Genomic DNA, 19278 nt, shown 5'->3' with positions numbered 1-19278 from the left:
GCCCCGGGGCTACTCGATCGGCAGCAGTTTCCCCGCATCCGGGCCGCCGATGCTGATCGCGAAGCGGTCCTGGGGGATAAAGACGGTCAGCTCCTGGCCCTTCACCAGGTTGCTCGCCGTGAGCGCCTCGCCGTTTATCATGACCTTCCAGTCCCGCCCCAGGGACACGCTGCGCGCCTTGCCCAGGCTGCCGTCGCGCCGGTAGGGCACGAAGGTAACGCGCTGGCCGTCGACCCGGGTGATACGGATCGTCGCCTTGGCATAGTAGGTGTCACCCTTCACGTAGACGCCCTGGCAGAGCAGGCCGATGTCCGGATTCGCGGCGAGGGCGGCGGAGGACCAGGCGAGGTCATCACAGGTGGGGGCGCGGCCGTCCTGCCCGAGGGCCGTGCCGGCGGCGAGGAGGAAGGCGAAAGCGGTGGCCTTGTGACAGCTGTAACGCATCTGGCGATGCCTCCGCGTGGGGCGCGTTGCCAGTATAGCGGTATGCGCGGGGGCGCGCGACGGGGCTCGGGGGAACCACCTCGGGCCGGGGCGGCCGGGCTTCTGCTGCCGCGCAGCCCAGGGCTAACGCCGCCGGGCCTGGCGTTCGACCGCGGTAACCGCGTCCGGCGGCGCATCCTCCCCGAGCACGAAGGTCGCCGCGCAGGCCGCCGCGTCCGCATGCGGGCTGAACACCACCGTGGCGCCGGATGCGCGCAGGGTATCCGCCTCCGTCGGGTCATAGGTGCACAGGGCCACCTTGCCGCGGTAGTCCTGGGCCTTGAGCGTTGCCAGCAGTACCTGCCGTGGATCCTCGTGGGTGAGGCCGGTCTCGTAGTGGGGCAGGGCGGCGATCACCCACTCCAGCCGGTCCAGTGGCAGGTGGGCGAGGAACTCCGGGTCCGTGGCGTCGCCGTAGCGCACGGGCAGCCCCGCGGCCCGGGCCCGGGCCACCAGCGCAGGGTTGAAGTCCACGGCAAGCACGTTGCGCCCGCCCTCGCGGAGCCGCTTGAAGATCGCGTCGCCGAAGCGGCCGAGGCCGATGAGCAGGGTGTCGGCAGCCACCGTGTCCACCGGGGCGGTGCCCCTTTCCCGGGAAGGGTTGCTGCGCTCGAAGATGCGCAGCCAGCGCTCGAGCCAGCGGTAGAGGCTGTGCGAATAGGTAATCATGTATACCGACAGGGCGATGGTCACCAGCCCCACCAGCGTCACCAGCCCCAGGTCGCCCTGGCTAACGTGGCCGAGGGTCACGCCCATGGCCATGAAGATCAGCGAGAACTCGCTGATCTGCGCCACCGTGAGCCCGGCGAGAAAGCCGGTGCGGCTGCGGTAGCCGAGCAGCCCCAGGATGGCCATCACGATCAGCGGGTTGCCGACTAGCACGAATACGGACAGTACCAGCGCCGGCAGCAGCTGCTCGCCGAGCAGGCCCAACTGCAGCTGGCTGCCCAGGCCGATAAAGAAGAACAGGAGTAGGAAATCGCGCAACGTGGCCAGCCGCGCGCTCATGGCATCGCGCACCGGCGTTGAGGCCAGGCTCACGCCCGCGAGCAGGCCGCCGAGCTCCTTGCTGAAGCCCAGGTGACTGCCGAGGGCTGCGAGCAGCACCGCCCAGGCGATGGCGAAGGTCACCAGCAGTTCCTGCGACTGTGCCACCAGCTTCGTCACCGGCCCGGCCGCGTAGCGGGCGAAGAGCAGCACTGCGCCGCCCATGATGAAAGCCTTGACGACAATGCCGAGGAACGCGCTGCCTGGCTCGGCGCCGCTCGCCGCCCCCACGCCGAAGGACGACAGGGCGAGCATCGCGAAAACCACCACCACGTCCTGGACGATGAGGAAACCGACAGCGATACGGCCATGGAGCGCGTCCAGCTCGCGCTTGTCCGAGAGCAGCTTGACGATAATGATCGTGCTCGAAAAAGTGAGCGCGACGGCCACGTACAGTGCGGGCACGGCCGCCATGCCGAGGCCGATGGCGATCAGGAAACCGAAGCCAGCGGTAAAGGCGACCTGGCCCAGCCCGGTGGCCAGGGATACGGCTCCAAGGGACCTTAGCAGTTGCAGGTCCAGCTTGAGGCCGACCAGGAAAAGGAGCACCGCGATACCGAGCTGTGCCAGCAGTTCGATCTGTTCGTGGGAGTGCACGAGGTCCAGGCCCGAAGGCCCGGCGAGGATTCCCACGGCAATGAAGCTGACCACGATGGGCTGGCGCAGCAGGCCGCCGAGGCAGGCCACGGCGGCGGCGAGCGCGAGCAGCGCCGCCAGCTCGTAGAAGGGGGAGGCGTGGAGAAGGGCAGTGAGCTCAGCCATCGATCGGCGTCACGTACCCTTCGGGCTTCAGGGCGAGGAGCGAGCAGTGCAGTTGGTCGATGATCGCCTCGGCGGTATTGCCCATGAAGAAACCGGCGATGCCGGTGCGCGCCATGGTGCCCATGACCACAAGATCGACATCAAGGTCCCGCGCGAGGGCAGGTACCACCTCCCGGGGCTCGCCGCGAATCACATGGGTGCTTGGTCCCACGAAAGACAGGGCCTCCTCGAGGCCCTCCCGGGCTGCGTCCGCGAGAACGCTGCGCATGCTCTCCTCGTGAAGGTGCTGGAGCTCGCCGATGAACTGCTCCTGCTCTTCCGCAGAGACATCGCTGAGCAGTGTCCGGGCGTAACTCTCGGAGAGGGCGCGCCAGGCGTGGACAAGGTGAACGTCGGCGTGGCTGGCGGTGCCGAGCTCAAGCGCATGCCGGAGGAGAGTCCGGTTGAGGTCGCGATTGGTGGCAAGGCGCGTATCGTCATATTCCACCCCGCAATCCATCGCGACCAGAATGCGCTTTGGCTGGGGTGGCCGCTCCGGGCGGAGGAGCCAGATCGGGCAGGGGCACTTGCGCAGCAGGCGCAAATCTTCGTTGCTGAAGAACCGGCGCAGCCCCACCGCCTTTTCCGCATTGGTGATGAGAAGATCCTGTGACGTCTGCACGACCTCCCGAATGACCTCGACGAAGAAAATGCCCTCACGTACGCGGAGCCTCGGCGCCTGCGCGCCGACCTCACGGGCCAGCTTGTCCAGGGATTCGAGGCGCTCAGTGCGGCGGTGTTCTCCCAGCTTCGTAAAGGGTGGCGCATGGGGAATCAGGCGCAGTGCCGGATCCAGCTCAGGGAGTACATCCAGTAGCGTCAGCTCGGCCTGTAGCGAGCGCGCGAGCGTATCGGCATGGCGCACGAGTGCCGCCGCTTGCGCATCGGTCTCTCGCACGACACAGAGCAGGCGACGCACTTCCTTCATGGCTCGTCCTCCGACCCCGGCCGCCGGTGGTGTAACCGGCGCACGAGGAATTTTTCAGCTTCCAGGATTATAAGGGTAGCCAGGCCGACCAGCACGATGCCGACTCCCTGGCTGAGAGACAGCGGCCGCGTGTTGAAGAACCGCGCCATGAACGGCGCATAGGTAAACAGGAACTGCAGCAATGTCACTGCAGTGATGGCCAGCAGCACCGGGCGGGTGCCGAGGGCGCCGCGGAGCGTCAGGGACGCCTCGCCGAGGTAGCGCACGGCGAAAAGGTAGAAGATTTCCATCACCACGAGCGTGTTGACCGCGATCGTTCGCGCCTCCTCCAGGGGGGCTCCCTGAGCGCGGGCAAAGGCGAACTTGCCAAAAATTCCCGCCATGAACAGCGTGGAGACGAAGGCAATACGCCAGAGTACGAACCCGTTCAGCAGCGGTTCTGAAGGCGGTCTCGGGGGTCTGCTCATGATGCCGCGCTCGCTGGCCTCGAAGGCCAGTGTCATGGCCAGCAGCACCGAGGAAACCATGTTCACCCAGAGAATCTGCACGGGGCTGATCGGCAGGGTTAGCCCCAGCAGCAGCGCAGCGAGCAGGCTGAGCGACTCGCCGCCGTTGACAGGAAGCAGGAACACGATGGCCTTGCGCAGGTTGTCATAGACGGTCCGGCCTGCCCTGACTGCAACCGCGATGGTCGCGAAATTGTCGTCAGCCAGCACAATCTCGGCGGCGTCCCGTGCCGCGTCGGTGCCACCGGCCCCCATGGCGATGCCGATATCCGCCCGCTGCAGGGCGGGGGCATCGTTGACGCCGTCGCCGGTCATGGCCACAACCTCGCCCTGGCGCTGCAGGGCCGCGACCAGGCGCAGCTTGTGAGCCGGGCTCGTGCGCGCAAAGACGTCGGTGGCTGCAGCCTCGCGGGCGAGGGCCTTGTCATCGAGGGCGTCGATAGCTGTGCCGCTGAGGGCTGGGGCCGGGCGGGCGAGGCCCAGCTGGCGGGCGATGGCGACGGCCGTACCGGAATGGTCGCCGGTAATCATCTTGACGCGGATGCCCGCCTGCTGGCATTCCCGTACCGCCTGGATCGCCTCCTCCCGCGGCGGATCGATGAGGCCCACCAGCCCGAGCAGGGTCAGGTTGTCGATCGCGTCGCTCTCCAGTTCTGTCGTTTCCCCGGCCAGGGACAGCCGCGCCAGGGCGAGCACACGCTGGCCTCCGTCCGCGATCTCGTCGGCGCGCGCCCGCCAGCACCCGGGCTCCAGCGCCTGCTCGCTGCCGTCGGCCGCAAGGACGCGACGGCAGCGCGGCAGCAGCACCTCCGGCGCACCTTTTACCAGCATCACATGGCGGCCTTCATGGTCATGGCGGAGGCTTGCCATATAGCGGTTGTCGGCATCGAAGGGAATGGCGTCGACTTCCCGCTGCCGCCGACGTTCCAGCGCACTGTCGATCCCCGCCTTGCCCGCCAGGGCCAGCAGGGCGCCTTCCATGGGGTCGCCGCTGATCTGCCAGTGCTCCCCGTCGAGCCACAGATGCGCCTCGTTGCAGAGCGCGCCGGCCTCGGCAATCGCCTGCAGCGTCGGCGCGCAGACCGGGTCCAGGTCTCTGCCGTTGCAGCGGAAAATACCGTGAGGGCTGTAGCCGCTGCCGGAGACCTCGATGGTGTCTTCAGCCGTCGCCACGGTCACCACGGCCATTTCGTTGCGGGTCAGCGTGCCGGTCTTGTCGGAACAGATTACCGAGACAGTGCCCAGGGCCTCGATAGCCGGCAACCTTCGCACGATGGTGTTGCGTTGGGCCATGCCCTGCACGCCGATGGCAAGGGTCACGGTGAGGATCGCTGGCAGGCCCTCGGGAATGGCCGCGACGGAGAGCCCCACCAGCGCCATGAAGAGCTCTCCGAGCGGCCGGCCGCCGAGGTAGCCGAGCAGCAGGATCAGGGCGCAGACCCCGAGGATGAACCCCGTGAGAGCCCGGGCGAAGCGCGCCATCTGGCGTACCAGGGGCGTGTCCGTGGAAGGCACGGCGGCAAGCATGTCGCTGATCCTTCCCAGCTCGGTGGCCGCGCCGGTAGCGACAACCAGCCCGCGACCCGTGCCGCCACGAACGAGTGTGCCGGCGTAGGCCATGGAGCGGCGATCACCCAGGTCTACCTCGGCGGCAACGGCTTCCGGCGTTTTCTCCACCGGGACGGATTCGCCGGTGAGCATGGACTCCTCGATGCGCAGGCCGCGGCTGTCGACCAGGCGCAGGTCGGCGGGCACCCGGTCACCGGCCTCGAGCAGCACCACGTCGCCCGGGACGACGGCATCGGCCGCCAGGTCCCGTCGTTCGCCGGCGCGCAGCACGCGGGCGCGGGGGGCAAGCATGTCGCCGATGGCTGCCAGGGCGCTTTCTGCCTTGCCTTCCTGAACGAAGCCGATCAGCGCGTTGACCAGCACGACGGCGAGGATGACACCCGTATCGACAAAGTGCCCGAGCAGCGCGGTGACGCCCGCGGCCCCAAGAAGGACGTAGATCAACAGGTCATCGAACTGGCGCAGCAGGCGGGCGAGAATACCGGGGGGAGGGGGCCTCGGTATGGCGTTGGGACCGTGGTGCCGCAGGCGGTCTTCTGCGTCCGCGGTGCCAAGGCCGGTTTCGGGATTGCAATCGAGGGACGCCGCCACACGGGCGGCACTTTCGGAATGCCAAGGAACGGCATCCGCGATGTACGGGCCTGGCTCCGGGGGGGTCAAGAACAATAGATGAGATTCATTTGCATTCGAGCTTAGCGGAATGGCGGGCGTCGTCAAGGCCCGCCCGGGGGAGAAGCAGGCCCCTGCGCCCGTGCAGGGCGCAGGATAGGGTGGCGTCAGGCGACCTGGGTGATCTCCACCGCAGCGATGCGCTTGCCCTCGTCCGCCTTCTGCTGGAACTCGGCGATCTGGTCGAAGTTCATGTAGCGGTAGATGTCCTTCGACATGCTGTCGAGGTCCTTCGCATAGTCCAGGTACTCCGCCGGCGCGGGCAGACGGCCGAGGACGGCGCCCACGGCGGCGAGCTCGGCGCTGGTCAGGTACACGTTGGCGCCGTCGCCCAGTCGGTTCGGGAAGTTGCGGGTGCTGGTCGAGAGCACCGTGGAGTTCGCCGCGACCCGGGCCTGGTTGCCCATGCACAGGGAGCAGCCGGGCATCTCCGTGCGCGCGCCGGCGGCACCGAAGATGTTGTAGTAGCCTTCTTCCATGAGCTGGTGCTGATCCATGCGCGTGGGCGGTGAGATCCACAGCCGCGTGGCCAGGCTGCCCTTGTGCGCATCCAGCAGCTTGCCGGCGGCGCGGAAGTGGCCGATGTTGGTCATGCAGCTGCCGATGAACACCTCGTCCACCTTGTCGCCGGCCACCTCGGAAAGCAGGCGCGCGTCGTCCGGGTCGTTGGGGGCGCAGACGATGGGCTCTTTCACCTCGGCGAGGTCGATCTCGATCACCGCCGCGTACTCGGCGTCGGCGTCGGCTTTCATCAGGCTCGGCTTCGCCAGCCATTCCTCCATCTTCTCGGCGCGGCGGGCGAGGGTGCGCGGGTCGCCGTAGCCCTCGGCGATCATCGCGCGCAGGAGCACGATGTTGCTGCGCAGGTACTCGGCGATGGTCTCTTCGCCGAGGGCGATGGTACAGCCCGCGGCGGAGCGCTCGGCCGAGGCGTCGGACAGCTCGAAGGCCTGCTCCACGGTCAGCTCCGGCAGCCCCTCGATCTCCAGGATACGGCCGGAGAAGATGTTCTTCTTGCCCTTCTTCTCGACGGTGAGGAGCCCTTCCTGGATGGCGTAGTAGGGGATCGCGTGCACCAGGTCGCGCAGCGTGATGCCCGGCTGCAGTTTGCCCTTGAAGCGCACCAGCACCGATTCCGGCATGTCCAGGGGCATAACGCCCGTAGCGGCGGCGAAGGCGACCAGGCCGGAGCCGGCCGGGAAGGAAATGCCGATCGGGAAGCGGGTGTGCGAATCGCCGCCGGTGCCCACGGTATCCGGGAGCAGCATGCGGTTCAGCCAGGAGTGGATGATGCCGTCACCCGGGCGCAGGCTGACACCGCCGCGGGTCATGATGAAGTCCGGCAGCGTGTGCTGCGTATCGATGTCCACGGGCTTGGGGTAGGCCGCCGTGTGGCAGAAGGACTGCATGGTCAGGTCGGCGGAGAAGCCGAGACAGGCGAGGTCCTTGAGCTCGTCCCGGGTCATGGGGCCGGTGGTGTCCTGTGAGCCCACGGTGGTCATGCGCGGCTCACAGTAGGTGCCCGGGCGGACGCCGGCCATGCCGCAGGCGGCCCCGACCATCTTCTGGGCGAGGGTATAGCCCTTGCCGGAGTCGGCGGGCTGTTCCGGCTTGCGGAACAGGTCGGACTCGGGCAGGCCCAGCGCCTCCCGCGCGCGGGTCGTCAGACCGCGGCCGATGATCAGGTTGATCCGGCCACCGGCCCGTACTTCGTCGAGCAGGACCTGCGATTTCAGTTCAAATTCGCTCAGCAAGGCACCATTCTCACTGAGAATTTTGCCGTCATAGGGGCGGATCTCGATGACATCGCCCATGGCGAGGTCGTCCACCGGGGCCTCGAAGACCAGGGCGCCGGCATCTTCCATGGTGTTGTAGAAGATCGGTGCGACCTTGCCGCCGATGCAGATGCCGCCGCCCTTCTTGTTCGGTACGCCGGGGATGTCGTCGCCGAAGAACCAGAGCACGGAGTTGGTGGCGGACTTCCGCGAGGAGCCCGTGCCGACCACGTCGCCCACGAAGGCCACGGGCAGCCCTTTGGCCTTGATCTCATCGATCTGCTGCATGGGACCGACCTTGCCCGGTTCATCGGGGCTCAAGCCGTCGCGGGCCATCTTGTACATGGCCAGGGCGTGCAGGGGGATATCGGGACGGGACCAGGCGTCGGGGGCCGGCGAGAGGTCGTCGGTGTTCGTTTCACCGGTCACCTTGAAGACGGCCACCTTGATCGATTCCGCCACGGCCTCCCGCGACGTGAACCACTCGCCCTCGGCCCAGCTCTCGAGCACGGCGCGGGCGTTGGCGTTGCCGCCCTTCGCCAGTTCGTCGACGTCGTGGAATGCGTCGAACATGAGCAGCGTGTGCTTGAGTTCGGCTGCGGCAAGCTCGCCCAGCTCACCGTCCTCGAGCAGGCCGACCAGCGTCTCGATGTTGTAGCCGCCGTGCATGGCGCCGAGGAGCCGCACGGCCCCGGGGCGATCGATGAGCGGGCACTCGGCCCCGCCGCGGGCGATGGCGGAGAGGAAACCGGCCTTCACGTAGGCGGCCTCGTCGACGCCCGGCGGAACCCGCGTGGCGAGCAGCTCGAGAAGAGCTTCCTCCTCGCCGGCCGGCGGGGCCTTCAGCAGTTCCACCAGGGCGGCGGTCTGCTCCGCATTCAGGGGCTTCGGCGGGATGTTCTGGGCGGCGCGTTCGGCGACGTGTTCGCGATAGGCTTCAAGCACGGTGGAGTCCTCGGATGGTTGCTCATCGCCGGTATCGGACCGGCCTCGTTTCCGGCGCGAGAGTATAGCCCAGCGCACCTGTCCGGTTAAGCGAATGCCCCTTATGCATGTTATTCCCCCAGTGAATGCGACGGGGAACTGCGGCGGGACATGCGGCGGAATGGCACTGTCCCCCGGCAGCCGTTGCCGCTACACTCCTGCGCCATGACCGCGCCACCGACAGCGACCATGACCGGGAGAACGCCAGCCGCGACAGGTCGCCGGGACGGGGACCGCCTCGCCTCGGACCTCGTGGCGCTGCGCGGGTTCCTGCCCTGTGCAACGCCCGCCGCGTGGCTCGAAGCGGCATCCTCGCCGGAAAACCTGGCGCTGCTGCTGGCGGACCACGCCAATTGCGAGAAGAAAGCGGCCGCCACCGCGCTCAACCTCGCCTACCGCTACACAGACCACTATCCCCTGCTGCACAAGCTTTCCCGCCTGGCGCGGGAGGAGCTTCGCCACTTCGAGCAGGTGATTGCGATCATGGAGCAGCGCGGCATGGCCTACCCATCGCTGCCGGCATCGCGCTACGCGCGGGAGCTGCGCGCCTGCGTGCGCAGCGAGGAGCCGGGGCGGCTGGTGGATACGCTGCTGGTGGGGGCTGTCATCGAGGCGCGCTCCTGCGAGCGCTTCGCGGCGCTGGCGCCGTTGCTGGATGCGGAGCTCGAGGCCTTTTACGGTTCGCTGCTGCGCTCCGAGGCGCGGCATTTCGAGGACTACCTGGGGCTGGCGCGTTCCCTGGCGAAGGACGGCGAGGTCGAAGCGCGGCTGGCGCTGCTGCTGCCGCTCGAGGCGGCCCTCATCGAAGCGCCGGACGGGGAACTGCGCTTCCACAGCGGGCCGCCGCGGGGCTGACCAGCCCCGGGCGACAAAACGGCGTGTCAGGCGTCCTCTTCGACCGTCACTGACTCAATGATGACCGTATCGACCGGGACGTCCTGGTGCCCTGCGCGGGAGGTCGTGGGCACGGAGCGGATCTTCTCCAGCACCTCCTTGCCTTCGACCACCTTGCCGAAGACACAGTAGCCCCAGCCCTGCATGCTCTTGCCGCTGTGGTTGAGGAAGTCGTTGTCCTTGACGTTGATGAAGAACTGCGCCGTCGCCGAGTGAGGCTCCATGGTGCGCGCCATGGCGATCGTGCCGTAATCGTTGCTGAGGCCGTTGTCCGCCTCGTTCTCGATCGGTTCGCCGGTGGGTTTCTGCTGCATGTTGGTGTCAAAGCCGCCGCCCTGCACCATGAAGTTGTCGATCACCCGGTGGAAGATCGTGCCGTCGTAATGGCCGGCCCGCGCGTAGGCGAGGAAGTTGGCGACGGTTTTCGGCGCACGCTCCTCGTCCAGGGCCAGCTTGATCTCGCCGAAGGTGGTTCGCATCGTGACCATGTCTTTTCCAGCTCCTGCTGCCATTGTAAGCCGCGCGATCATACGGACTTTGGACGTTACAGAGAACAGCGGCGGCGACGATTGTGAGAATTTGCACAGGGATGGCGAGACGTGGGGCAGGGCAGCGCGGCTATCGGGGGGCGGTCGCAGCCGGTATAATGCGCCGCCTTTTCCGCGACCGGACCCGACGCGCGCATGGAAACGCCCGCTCCCAGAAACTTTCTCCGCACGATCATCGAGGAGGACCTCCGCGAGGGCCGGGTGGCCGAGGTGGTGACCCGCTTCCCCCCGGAGCCGAACGGTTACCTGCATATCGGCCACGCCAAGTCGATCAGCGTGAACTTCGGCCTCGCCGAGGAGTTCGGCGGCCGCTGTCACCTGCGCTTCGACGATACCAACCCGGAGAAGGAGAGCCAGGAGTACATCGACGCGATCTGCGAGGACGTGCGCTGGCTGGGCTACGAGTGGGCCGGCGACGTGCGCTTTGCCTCCAGCTACTTCGATCAACTCTACGCCTGGGCGCAGCACCTCGTGCGCGAGGGCAAGGCCTACGTCTGCGATCTCGATGCCGACCAGGCCCGCGAGTACCGGGGCACGCTCACGGAGCCCGGGCGCAACAGCCCCGGCCGGGAGCGGACTGTGGAGGAAAATCTCGACCTCCTCGAACGCATGCGCGCCGGCGAGTTCGACGAGGGCAGCCGCGTGCTGCGCGCGAAGATCGACATGGCCGCGCCGAACATGAACCTGCGCGACCCGATCCTCTACCGGATCCGCAAGCGGTCACATCACCAGACCGGCGACCGCTGGTGCATCTACCCGACCTATGACTTCGCGCACGGCCAGGAAGACGCCATCGAGGGCGTCACGCACTCCATCTGCACCCTGGAGTTCGAGGACCACCGCCCGCTCTACGACTGGTTCATCGACAATCTGCCGGTGGACTGCCGCCCGCGGCAGTACGAGTTCGCGCGCCTGAACACGAGCTACACGGTCACCAGCAAGCGCAAGCTCAAGCTCCTCGTCGACGGCGGCTACGTCGACGGTTGGGATGATCCGCGCATGCCGACCATCGCAGGCATGCGACGCCGGGGCTTTACCCCGGCCGCCATCCGCCGTTTCTGCGAGATGGTCGGTACCTCCCGGGCCAACGGCGTCGCCGATGTGGCCATGCTCGAGCACGCGATCCGCGACGACCTGAATGCGAATGCCCCGCGGGCCTTTTGCGTGCTCGAGCCCCTGCGCGTGGTGCTGACCAACTACCCGGAGGGCCAGAGCGAGACGCTGACGCTGCCGCGGCACCCGAGCCGCGTCGACCTCGGCAGCCGGGAACTCACCTTCGGACGGGAGCTGTTCATCGAGGCGGACGACTTCCGCGAGAGCGCGAATAAGAAGTACAAGCGGCTGGTGCTGGGCAAGCGGGTACGGCTGCGCGGTGCCTACGTTATCGAGGCCACGGGGGTCGACAAGAATGAGGGCGGGCGCATTAGCACCGTCTATGCCGAGTTGGTCCCGGGCACCCTCGGAGAGGACCCGGCGGACGGCATCAAGCCCAAGGGCGTGATCCAGTGGCTGCATGCGGCGACGGCGCGCAGGGCCACGGTGCGCCGTTACGACCGGCTGTTCGCCCACCCCTCGCCGGACCGGGACGAGGATTTCCTGCAGCACCTGAACCCCGAGTCTCTCGTGGTGCTCGGGGAAGCGCTGGTCGAGCCTGCGGCCGCGGACGCCGCGCCCGAGGCGCGTTTCCAGTTCGAGCGCCTCGGCTATTTCGTGACGGACCGTCATGGCCACGTACCGGGGGCAGCGCTCTTCAATGAGACCATCGGCCTGCGCGACAGCTGGGGCGGTGGCGAGGGGCAGGGCGCATGACGCAGCTTGCGCTCTATAACACCGCGACGGGCCGGAAGGAACGCTTCGAACCGCGCGTGCCCGGCGCCGTCACGATGTATGTCTGCGGTCCCACGGTCTACAACCTCGCGCACATCGGCAATGCGCGCCCGGTGGTCGTCTTCGACACGCTCTTCCGGCTCCTGCGGCACCGCTATGCCAGCGTGACCTATGCCCGCAACATCACGGACATCGACGACAAGATCATCGCCGCTGCGCGCGAGGGCGGCCGCTCCATCGGCGAGGTGACGGACGAGTTCACGGCCAAGTACCGCGAGGACATGGCACAGCTCGGCGCCCTGCCGCCGACGCTCGAGCCCCATGCCACCGAGAACATCGACGCCATGGTCCGGCTCACGGAACGGCTGGTGGAGAAGGGCCACGCGTACACGGCGGATGGTCACGTGCTCTTTGCGGTCGAATCCATGGCGGGTTACGGGCGCCTGTCCGGGCGCCGCCTGGAAGACATGCTGGCCGGCGCCCGGGTGGAGGTGGCCGACTACAAGCGCCACCCCGGGGACTTCGTGCTCTGGAAGCCCTCCAGCGAAGAGGACCCGGGCTGGGACACGCCCTGGGGCCGCTGCCGGCCGGGTTGGCACCTGGAGTGCTCGGCGATGATCCGCGAGCACCTCGGCGAGACCATCGATATCCACGGTGGCGGCCGGGATCTCATTTTCCCGCACCACGAGAACGAGATCGCGCAGAGCTGCTGTGCCTACGGCGGCGAATTCGTGCGCTTCTGGATGCACAATGCCTACCTCGATATCGACGGGGAGAAGATGTCCAAGTCCCTCGGCAACGTGCGTTCGGTGCGCGAGCTGCTCGCCGAGTATCCGGGCGAGACCCTGCGCCTGGCGTTGCTCTCCGGGCACTACCGCTCGCCGCTCAACTTCTCGCGCGAGCTGCTCGAGCAGGCGCAGCACACGCTGACCGGGTTCTACAACACGCTCCGCGGGGTGCGGGACGCGGCGGACGCCGAGGTTGTCATCGAAGACGAGCCGTTCTACGCCGCGCTCTGCGACGACCTCAACACGCCGCAGGTGCTGGCGGAGATGCACGCCATCGCCAAGGCGTTGCACAAGGCGCCCGCAGCGGAGCAGCCGCGGCACAAGGCGCGCCTGCTGGCAGCGGGCCGTTTCCTTGGCATTCTCGCCCAGGCACCGGAGGCGTGGCTCAAGGGCTCGGGCGGCGTGGGCGGCCTCGACAGCGACGCCATCGATGCGCTGGTGGCCGAGCGCAGCGAGGCCAAGAAAAACCGCAACTTCACCCGCGCCGACGCCATTCGCGATGAGCTGGCGGCCGCCGGCGTCGTGCTCGAGGATACGCCGGAAGGAACGCTCTGGCGCCGCGAGGACTGACGCTGGGCGCGGCGGCAAAACGGGGTATACTTGGCCGAATCGCGTTGACTTCCCCGGGGCCGCTGAGTAGGATGCGCGGGCCTGAAAACGGGTTCCGGGGCGACAGCGCGCAAGGCTCCATGAGGGTCAACGCTCTTTCGGGGTATAGCGCAGCCTGGTAGCGCGCCTGCTTTGGGAGCAGGAAGTCGGGAGTTCGAATCTCTCTGCCCCGACCAACTCATCGACGCCACAGTCAGTTCAGTTGGTCACCGCGTCTATCGAGAACCTGTCTATGGTGGCCGTAGCTCACCAGGTAGAGCACCGGATTGTGGCTCCGGAGGTAGTGGGTTCGAGACCCATCGGCCACCCCATCTAAACCTTCGCAGTTGTTCCCTGCCGCACGACACGTTCCCGCGGGAACGTGTTTCCCGGTAAAATCCTCCCCACGCGCCTATAGCTCAGCTGGATAGAGCATCGGCCTTCTAAGCCGACGGTCCGGGGTTCGAGTCCTCGTGGGCGCGCCAATCATGCATCCTCCGCTTTGTGCTAGGCTCGTAGCACGCCAGACGACAGGAGCCTGCCATGACATCCCGCGATGAATTCGTCCAGAAGCTGAAAGACCAGATCGACGCGCTGAACAGCGAAATCGATGACCTTGAGGCCCGCGCACGGGAAACGTCCGGCGAGGTCGAGGAGGAACTCGGGAAGCAACGCGCACGCGTCGAGGAGCAACGCGAGCAGTTCTATGCCCGCTTGGAGTCACTCAAGCAGGCGGGTGAGGACAACTGGGAGCGCATGAGGGGAGAGGCCGAGCATGCCCTGAAAGCGCTGCGCAATTCCGTCCACTACTTCCGCTCGCACTTTCGCTGAAAGGCGTGGTGGCTGAAGGACCCGTCGCCCCCGGCGATGGGTCGGCCTGGGTCTTCGGCTACGGTTCGTTGATCTACAAGGTGGATTTTCCCTACCTGGACCGACGGCCGGCGAGCATCGAGGGCTGGGAGCGCCGCTTCTGGCAGGGGTCCCACGACCACCGCGGGACGCCACAGGCGCCCGGACGGGTGGTGACGCTCATCGAGGCCCCCGGAGCCCTGTGTCGCGGTGTGGCCTACCGGGTCGATCCCGCCGTTTTCGACCACCTGGATCATCGCGAGAAGAACGGCTACGTGCGGCACCGGCTGGCCATCACCCTCGACGGCGCGGCCGAACCGGTTCCCGGGCTCATCTACGTCGCCACCGCAGACAACCCGGCTTTCCTCGGTTCTGCGCCGCTGGCGGAACTCGCGGCCCACATCGCGCAGGCGCGCGGCCCCAGCGGCAGCAACCGGGATTACCTCTTCGAACTGGCCCGCGCTCTGCGCGCCCTCGGTAGCCATGACCCCCACGTCCACGAACTGGCCCTTCGCGTCGATGCGGTGCTGGGGGCGACGCGCCGCCCGGCAGAGCACGGCTGAGCGTCCTCCTGGCGGAATGCCCTACACCGGGCACCGGCGCAGGGCATGAATCGCCAGCATCGCGCTCAGCGCAGCGGACCAGTTGGTAGACGCCGGGACGGGACTGGCCCCGTCCCCGGTTGTTCTTCCGCCGAGGCTGGCCGACACTTCCGGAACCAGCCGGCCGACAGGAGCGCGACGCATGGTGAGAGAGAGGGGATCCCGTTTGGCGCCCGCGTTGCGGTACTGCTCGCCGGCGTGGCCTGCGTGCCGCTCGCTCCGGGGTCGCCGGTCATCCATACCCCGGGGCCCGCGGAGCCGCTGCCCCCGAGGCTGTACGAGACCTCGGTGCTGTGGCCCGGTGCCCGGGACCCGGTATCCGCCCTCGTACAGCCCTTCCCCGGCGCAGCCGGTAGCTGGCAGTCCCCCGCCGGTGCCGGCCCGAGCGATGCGTACCGGGATCCGTTGGCGGGCGCCGGCACGGCGCTGCCTCCGTTGCCGGTGTTCCGCGACGCCTTCGATTCCACCATGGTCTACCGCGGCGTAGGGATCGAGCCGATCGACATCGCCCCCGCTGCCCCGGGCCGCGAGCTATCGGCGAGGTCGGTCGTCTTTTCGCTGGTGCTCGTCGTATTACTCGGCGTCTACGCGCTGCAGTACCGGCGCCGCAAGCGCTATGCCCGGGCGGCTCGTTCCCGGCGGCACGTCCCGATCGTCGGCAGGCGCGCGCGTTCGCGGCGGCGCAAGGTCCTGGAGGCGACCCGTGCGCTGCACGCCGCGTCCGCGGCGCCTTCCGCCGCTGCCCGCCAGGGATCCGGGAGCCGCGGCGCCGCAGGCAGCGCCGGTCGGACGCGCCGGCACCATTCCGGCAGCAGCACCGGCTCCGGGCGATCCCGCGGCGGCAACTCGCGCAGCGGTCGCGGTTCGCACGCCTCGCGGCGCCGCTCCTGACCCGCGCGCCCGCCGCGGGTGCCCGCGTGCAAACCGTCGCGGGCCTGCTATCTTCCGGGTTGGCGGAATCCCTGTTTACCGGTGGTACTACGATGGACCTACGTAATGAGCTCGGTGCCGACACCCTCGGCCGGCTGATGGCGTCGCTGGCGCGGGTACTGCGCGACCTCGGCGAACCAGAGGTGGCGGCGCGGTTGCCCTGGCAGCATGCAGACGCCGGGCCGGCAGGCTTCGGGGCGAATGACCTGCAGGCCTTCTCAATCGCCTTCCAGCTGCTCAACCACGCGGAGGAAAACTCCGTGGCGCAGCAGCGCCGGGCCACGGCCCGGGCCGGAGAGAAGGCCGGCGAGTCCGGGTCCTGGGAGCAGGCGTTCAGCCAGGCGCTGGCCCGCGGTGTCAGCCCGGAGCAGCTGGCGGCGCAGTTGCGCAGCCTCCGGCTGGAACCGGTGTTGACGGCCCACCCCACGGAGGCCAAGCGGCAGACGGTACTGGAGCACCACCGCGTTCTCTATCGCTTGCTGGTGGAGCGGGAGAACAGCATGTGGACGCCGGCGGAGCGCGCGGACCTCGACGCAGCGATGGACGCCGCGCTCGAGCGGCTGTGGCGGACCGGTGAGATCTATCTCGAGAAGCCGCGCCTCGAGGCTGAACGCCGCCTGGTGCTCCACTTCCTCGCCGTCGTGTTTCCGGACGCCCTCACCGCGTTCAGCCAGCGCCTGCGCCAGGCCTGGGACGCGGTGGGTCTCGACCGGTCGCTGATCGCCGGGCCCGCGGGGCTGCCGCAGTTCGCCTTCGGCAGCTGGGTCGGGGGTGATCGCGATGGCCACCCCGGGGTTACCGCGGCGATCACCCGGGATACGCTGGACCGGCACCGCGAGGCGGCGATCGCACTGGTCGACGCGGCACTCGCGCGGCTGGCCTCAGGGCTCAGCCTCTCCGTGCATCGCCAGGCGCCTCCGCCAGCACTCCTGGCGGCGATCGAGGAGCGCGCAGGCGCCCTGGGTGAGAAAGGCCGCGCCGCGGTCGAGCGCAACCGGCAGGAGCCCTGGCGCCAGTTTGTCAACCTGCTGCGCGCGGCCCTCCCCGCGCCCGATGGCGCCCCCGGCGCCGGTGTCTTCGAACGTGCGGCAGAGCTGGACCGGGCCCTTGACGAACTCGGCGGCGCCCTGGCGATGGTGGGTGCCGGCCGCCTGGTGGCAGCGGACGTGGAGCCGGTGCGCCTGCTGGTCCGCAGTTTCGGCTTTCACCTGGCGCGGCTCGACGTGCGCCAGAACAGCGCCTTCCACGACCGCGCGCTGGCGGCGCTGCTGGCGGCCGCAGGCGTCGCTGATGGCGACGGCTATGCCAGCTGGCCGCCGGCTCAGCGCCGAGCGCTCCTCGACCGTGAGCTCGGGACCACACGTCCTTTCGTGCGCGTGGGCCAGGCGCCACCGGGCGAGGCCGAGGCAGTGCTGGGCTGCTACGAAGTGCTCGCGGCGGAGCTGACACAGCGTGGCGCCGATGGCCTCGGGGCGCTGATCGTGAGTATGACCCGCAGCGCCGAAGACCTGCTGGCGGTCTACCTGCTGGCCCGCGATGGCGGACTGCTGCAGCCGGCCGGGGACGGGCCGGCGTGCCCCCTGGAAGTCGTGCCGCTGTTCGAGACCATCGATGACCTCGAGCGGGCCCCGGTGATCCTGGACGATTATCTTGCTCACCCGCTTGTCCGGCGCAGCCTGCGCCTGCGCCAGCAGCGTGACGGCCTGCCCATGCCACAGCAGCAGGTGATGGTCGGCTACAGCGACTCCGGCAAGGATGGCGGGATCCTCGCCAGCTTCTGGGGTCTTTACCGCGCGCAGCGCGCGCTCGCCGAGGTCGGCTCGCGCCACGGTGTGCAGCTGTGCTTCTTTCACGGGCGTGGTGGCACGATCGGCCGCGGTGCCGGGCCGACGCACCGGTTCATCCGGGCGCTGCCCCCGGGGACGGTCAACGGCGGGCTGCGGGTGACGGAGCAGGGCGAAACCATCTCCCAGAAGTATGCCAACCGCGGCACGGCCTCCCATCATTTCGAGCTGCTGGCGGCCGGTGCGCTCGCGGCCACGGCCTTCGATCTGGGGGGGCGCCAGGACCCGCCGTTGCTCGGCCCGATCATGGACCGGCTCGCGGCGAGCAGCCGCCGCGCCTATCGCGGCCTCATCGAGCACGAGGGCTTCATCGACTTCTTTGGTGAAGCCACCCCCATCGACATCATCGAGGCCAGCCGCCACGGCTCCCGCCCGCCCCGGCGCACCGGCCGGCGCACGCTGGCGGATCTGCGCGCCATTCCCTGGGTGTTTGCCTGGAACCAGTCGCGCTTCGTGCTGCCGGGCTGGTATGGCCTGGGCAGCGCCCTCGAGGAACTGGCGGTGACAGACCCGGCTGCCTTCGAGCAGTTCCTGGCGGCCAAGGCCGAGACTGCCGACCGCTGGCCGCCGCTGCACTATCTCATCAGCAACGTCGCTACCGCCTGGATGATGGTCTCGCGGTCGGTGATGCGCCGCTATGCCGCGCTCGTGGTGGATGAAGACCGTCGCGAGGCGCTGCTGTCAGTGATCGAGGAGGAGCATGAGCGCACCGGCAGGATGCTCGAGCGGATCTACGGCGGGTCGCTCGCCGACGCCCGGCCGCGCATCCACCGGGTGCTTGCCCGGCGCGATGAGGCCCTTGCGCCCTTGCACGAGCACCAGGTGAGTCTGCTCGGTCATTGGCGGGGCCTGCGGGAAGCGGGTGACGAGGCCGGCGCGGAGGCGCTGCTGCCGGAACTGCTCCTGAGCGTGAACGCCATCGCTGCCGGACTGGGCGTTACCGGCTAGGGCCGCTCCGCAGTGTCACGGCCCCAGCGCAGGGTTCTTGTCGTCGCCGCGGCCCCGCGCCGTCTCAGGCCGCCTGCGGCGAGCAGCAGCGCGGTGATGACGAGGACGGCATTGACCCCCAGCGTCGATCGGGAGCGCGTCCGCTCAGTCCGCCGCCAGGAAGCGGAGCGCGACCCCGTTGTTGCACCAGCGCTCGCCGGTCGGTGGCGGCCCGTCGTTGAACACGTGGCCGTGATGCCCGCCGCAGCGTGCACAGTGGTACTCCGTGCGCGGCCAGATCAGCTTGAAGTCCTTTTTCGTCTCGAAGGCACCGGGGATGTGCGTGAAGAAGCTGGGCCAGCCGGTGCCGGAGTCGAACTTCATTGCCGATGTGAACAGCGGCAGGTCACAGCCGGCACAGACGAAGACACCGCGGCGCTTTTCGTCGTTGAGCGGGCTCGTGCCGGCGCGTTCCGTCGCCTCCCTGCGCAGCACGTCGAAGGCGGCCGGCTCGAGGCGCTCACGCCAGGCGGCGCTGTCCAGCTCCAGGCTGTCGTCAGCGCCGGGCGGATCGAAATCCCCCGGCAGGTAATTGCGCCAGTCGGCGTGCAGGGTCGCCAGTTCCATGGAGTGCTCCTTTGCTTCGCTGGTGCCGATGGAGACGGCCGCGAGGGCGCCCGCGGCCTTGAGAATCGTTCGTCGCTGCACCTTTGCTCCTC

General features: G+C 68.4%; 14 protein-coding genes and 3 tRNA genes. 10 read left to right on the top strand and 7 right to left on the bottom strand.

The window, feature by feature from the left end; all coding sequences use genetic code 11:
• Positions 1-9: 9 nt before the first annotated feature.
• From ACX93N_RS02150 to acnB, 5 genes are all read right to left on the bottom strand, one after another.
• Positions 10-444, bottom strand: a complete 435-nt coding sequence (locus tag ACX93N_RS02150; protein WP_459426736.1) for a hypothetical protein — start codon at positions 442-444, stop codon at positions 10-12.
• A 123-nt stretch (positions 445-567) separates the two neighbouring features.
• Positions 568-2292 (bottom strand): cation:proton antiporter, encoded by a 1725-nt coding sequence (locus ACX93N_RS02145; RefSeq protein ID WP_459426735.1) that lies wholly within the window; start codon positions 2290-2292, stop codon positions 568-570.
• Positions 2285-3259: a universal stress protein gene (locus tag ACX93N_RS02140; RefSeq protein ID WP_459426734.1), complete on the bottom strand. Its 975-nt coding sequence runs from the start codon at positions 3257-3259 to the stop codon at positions 2285-2287. The genes ACX93N_RS02145 and ACX93N_RS02140 overlap by 8 nt, the downstream gene beginning before the upstream one ends.
• Positions 3256-5994, bottom strand: a complete 2739-nt coding sequence (locus ACX93N_RS02135; protein WP_459426796.1) for a cation-translocating P-type ATPase — start codon at positions 5992-5994, stop codon at positions 3256-3258. The genes ACX93N_RS02140 and ACX93N_RS02135 overlap by 4 nt, the downstream gene beginning before the upstream one ends.
• 116 nt (positions 5995-6110) lie before the next feature.
• Positions 6111-8723 (bottom strand): bifunctional aconitate hydratase 2/2-methylisocitrate dehydratase, encoded by a 2613-nt coding sequence (acnB, locus tag ACX93N_RS02130; protein WP_459426733.1) that lies wholly within the window; start codon positions 8721-8723, stop codon positions 6111-6113.
• Between the two features lie 228 nt (positions 8724-8951).
• Between acnB and ACX93N_RS02125 the strand changes: the two genes are divergently transcribed.
• Complete coding sequence (locus ACX93N_RS02125; protein WP_459426732.1) at positions 8952-9617, top strand: MiaE family protein; 666 nt, start codon at positions 8952-8954, stop codon at positions 9615-9617.
• A 26-nt stretch (positions 9618-9643) separates the two neighbouring features.
• On the opposite strand, the gene ACX93N_RS02120 is transcribed toward ACX93N_RS02125, so the two are convergent.
• Positions 9644-10144, bottom strand: a complete 501-nt coding sequence (locus ACX93N_RS02120) for a peptidylprolyl isomerase (protein WP_459426731.1) — start codon at positions 10142-10144, stop codon at positions 9644-9646.
• 195 nt (positions 10145-10339) lie between these two features.
• On the opposite strand from ACX93N_RS02120, the gene ACX93N_RS02115 reads away from it, so the two are divergent.
• The 9 genes from ACX93N_RS02115 (at position 10340) to ACX93N_RS02075 (ending at position 18580) form a co-directional block, all read left to right on the top strand.
• Positions 10340-12013 carry a glutamine--tRNA ligase/YqeY domain fusion protein gene (locus tag ACX93N_RS02115; protein ID WP_459426730.1) on the top strand — a complete coding sequence of 558 codons (1674 nt, stop codon included), beginning with the start codon at positions 10340-10342 and terminating at the stop codon, positions 12011-12013.
• Positions 12010-13389 (top strand): cysteine--tRNA ligase, encoded by a 1380-nt coding sequence (gene cysS, locus ACX93N_RS02110; RefSeq protein WP_459426729.1) that lies wholly within the window; start codon positions 12010-12012, stop codon positions 13387-13389. Before ACX93N_RS02115 ends, cysS begins: the two co-directional genes overlap by 4 nt.
• A gap of 138 nt (positions 13390-13527) precedes the next feature.
• Positions 13528-13604: transfer RNA gene (locus ACX93N_RS02105), tRNA-Pro, on the top strand.
• Positions 13605-13663: 59 nt separating this feature from the next.
• Positions 13664-13739: transfer RNA gene (locus tag ACX93N_RS02100), tRNA-His, on the top strand.
• Positions 13740-13815: 76 nt separating this feature from the next.
• Positions 13816-13892: transfer RNA gene (locus ACX93N_RS02095), tRNA-Arg, on the top strand.
• 58 nt (positions 13893-13950) lie between these two features.
• On the top strand, positions 13951-14238 hold the full coding sequence (locus ACX93N_RS02090; protein WP_459426728.1) for a sll1863 family stress response protein: 288 nt from the start codon (positions 13951-13953) through the stop codon (positions 14236-14238).
• A gap of 8 nt (positions 14239-14246) precedes the next feature.
• Positions 14247-14819, top strand: coding sequence for a gamma-glutamylcyclotransferase (locus tag ACX93N_RS02085; RefSeq protein WP_459426727.1), 573 nt, complete (start codon positions 14247-14249; stop codon positions 14817-14819).
• Positions 14820-15146: 327 nt separating this feature from the next.
• Entirely contained in the window at positions 15147-15749 is a 603-nt protein-coding gene (locus ACX93N_RS02080) for a hypothetical protein (protein ID WP_459426726.1), read from the top strand.
• Between the two features lie 92 nt (positions 15750-15841).
• A complete protein-coding gene (locus ACX93N_RS02075; RefSeq protein ID WP_459426725.1) occupies positions 15842-18580 on the top strand; it encodes a phosphoenolpyruvate carboxylase in 2739 nt (912 codons plus the stop codon).
• 144 nt (positions 18581-18724) lie between these two features.
• Here the strand turns inward: ACX93N_RS02075 and msrB are convergent, their stop codons facing one another.
• Complete coding sequence (msrB, locus tag ACX93N_RS02070) at positions 18725-19267, bottom strand: peptide-methionine (R)-S-oxide reductase MsrB (protein WP_459426724.1); 543 nt, start codon at positions 19265-19267, stop codon at positions 18725-18727.
• Positions 19268-19278: the final 11 nt, after the last annotated feature.

The organism is Pseudohaliea sp. (genome assembly GCF_054552115.1).
The sequence above is the reverse complement of the archived record's forward strand: the minus strand, read 5'-3'. Positions and strand labels throughout refer to the sequence as shown.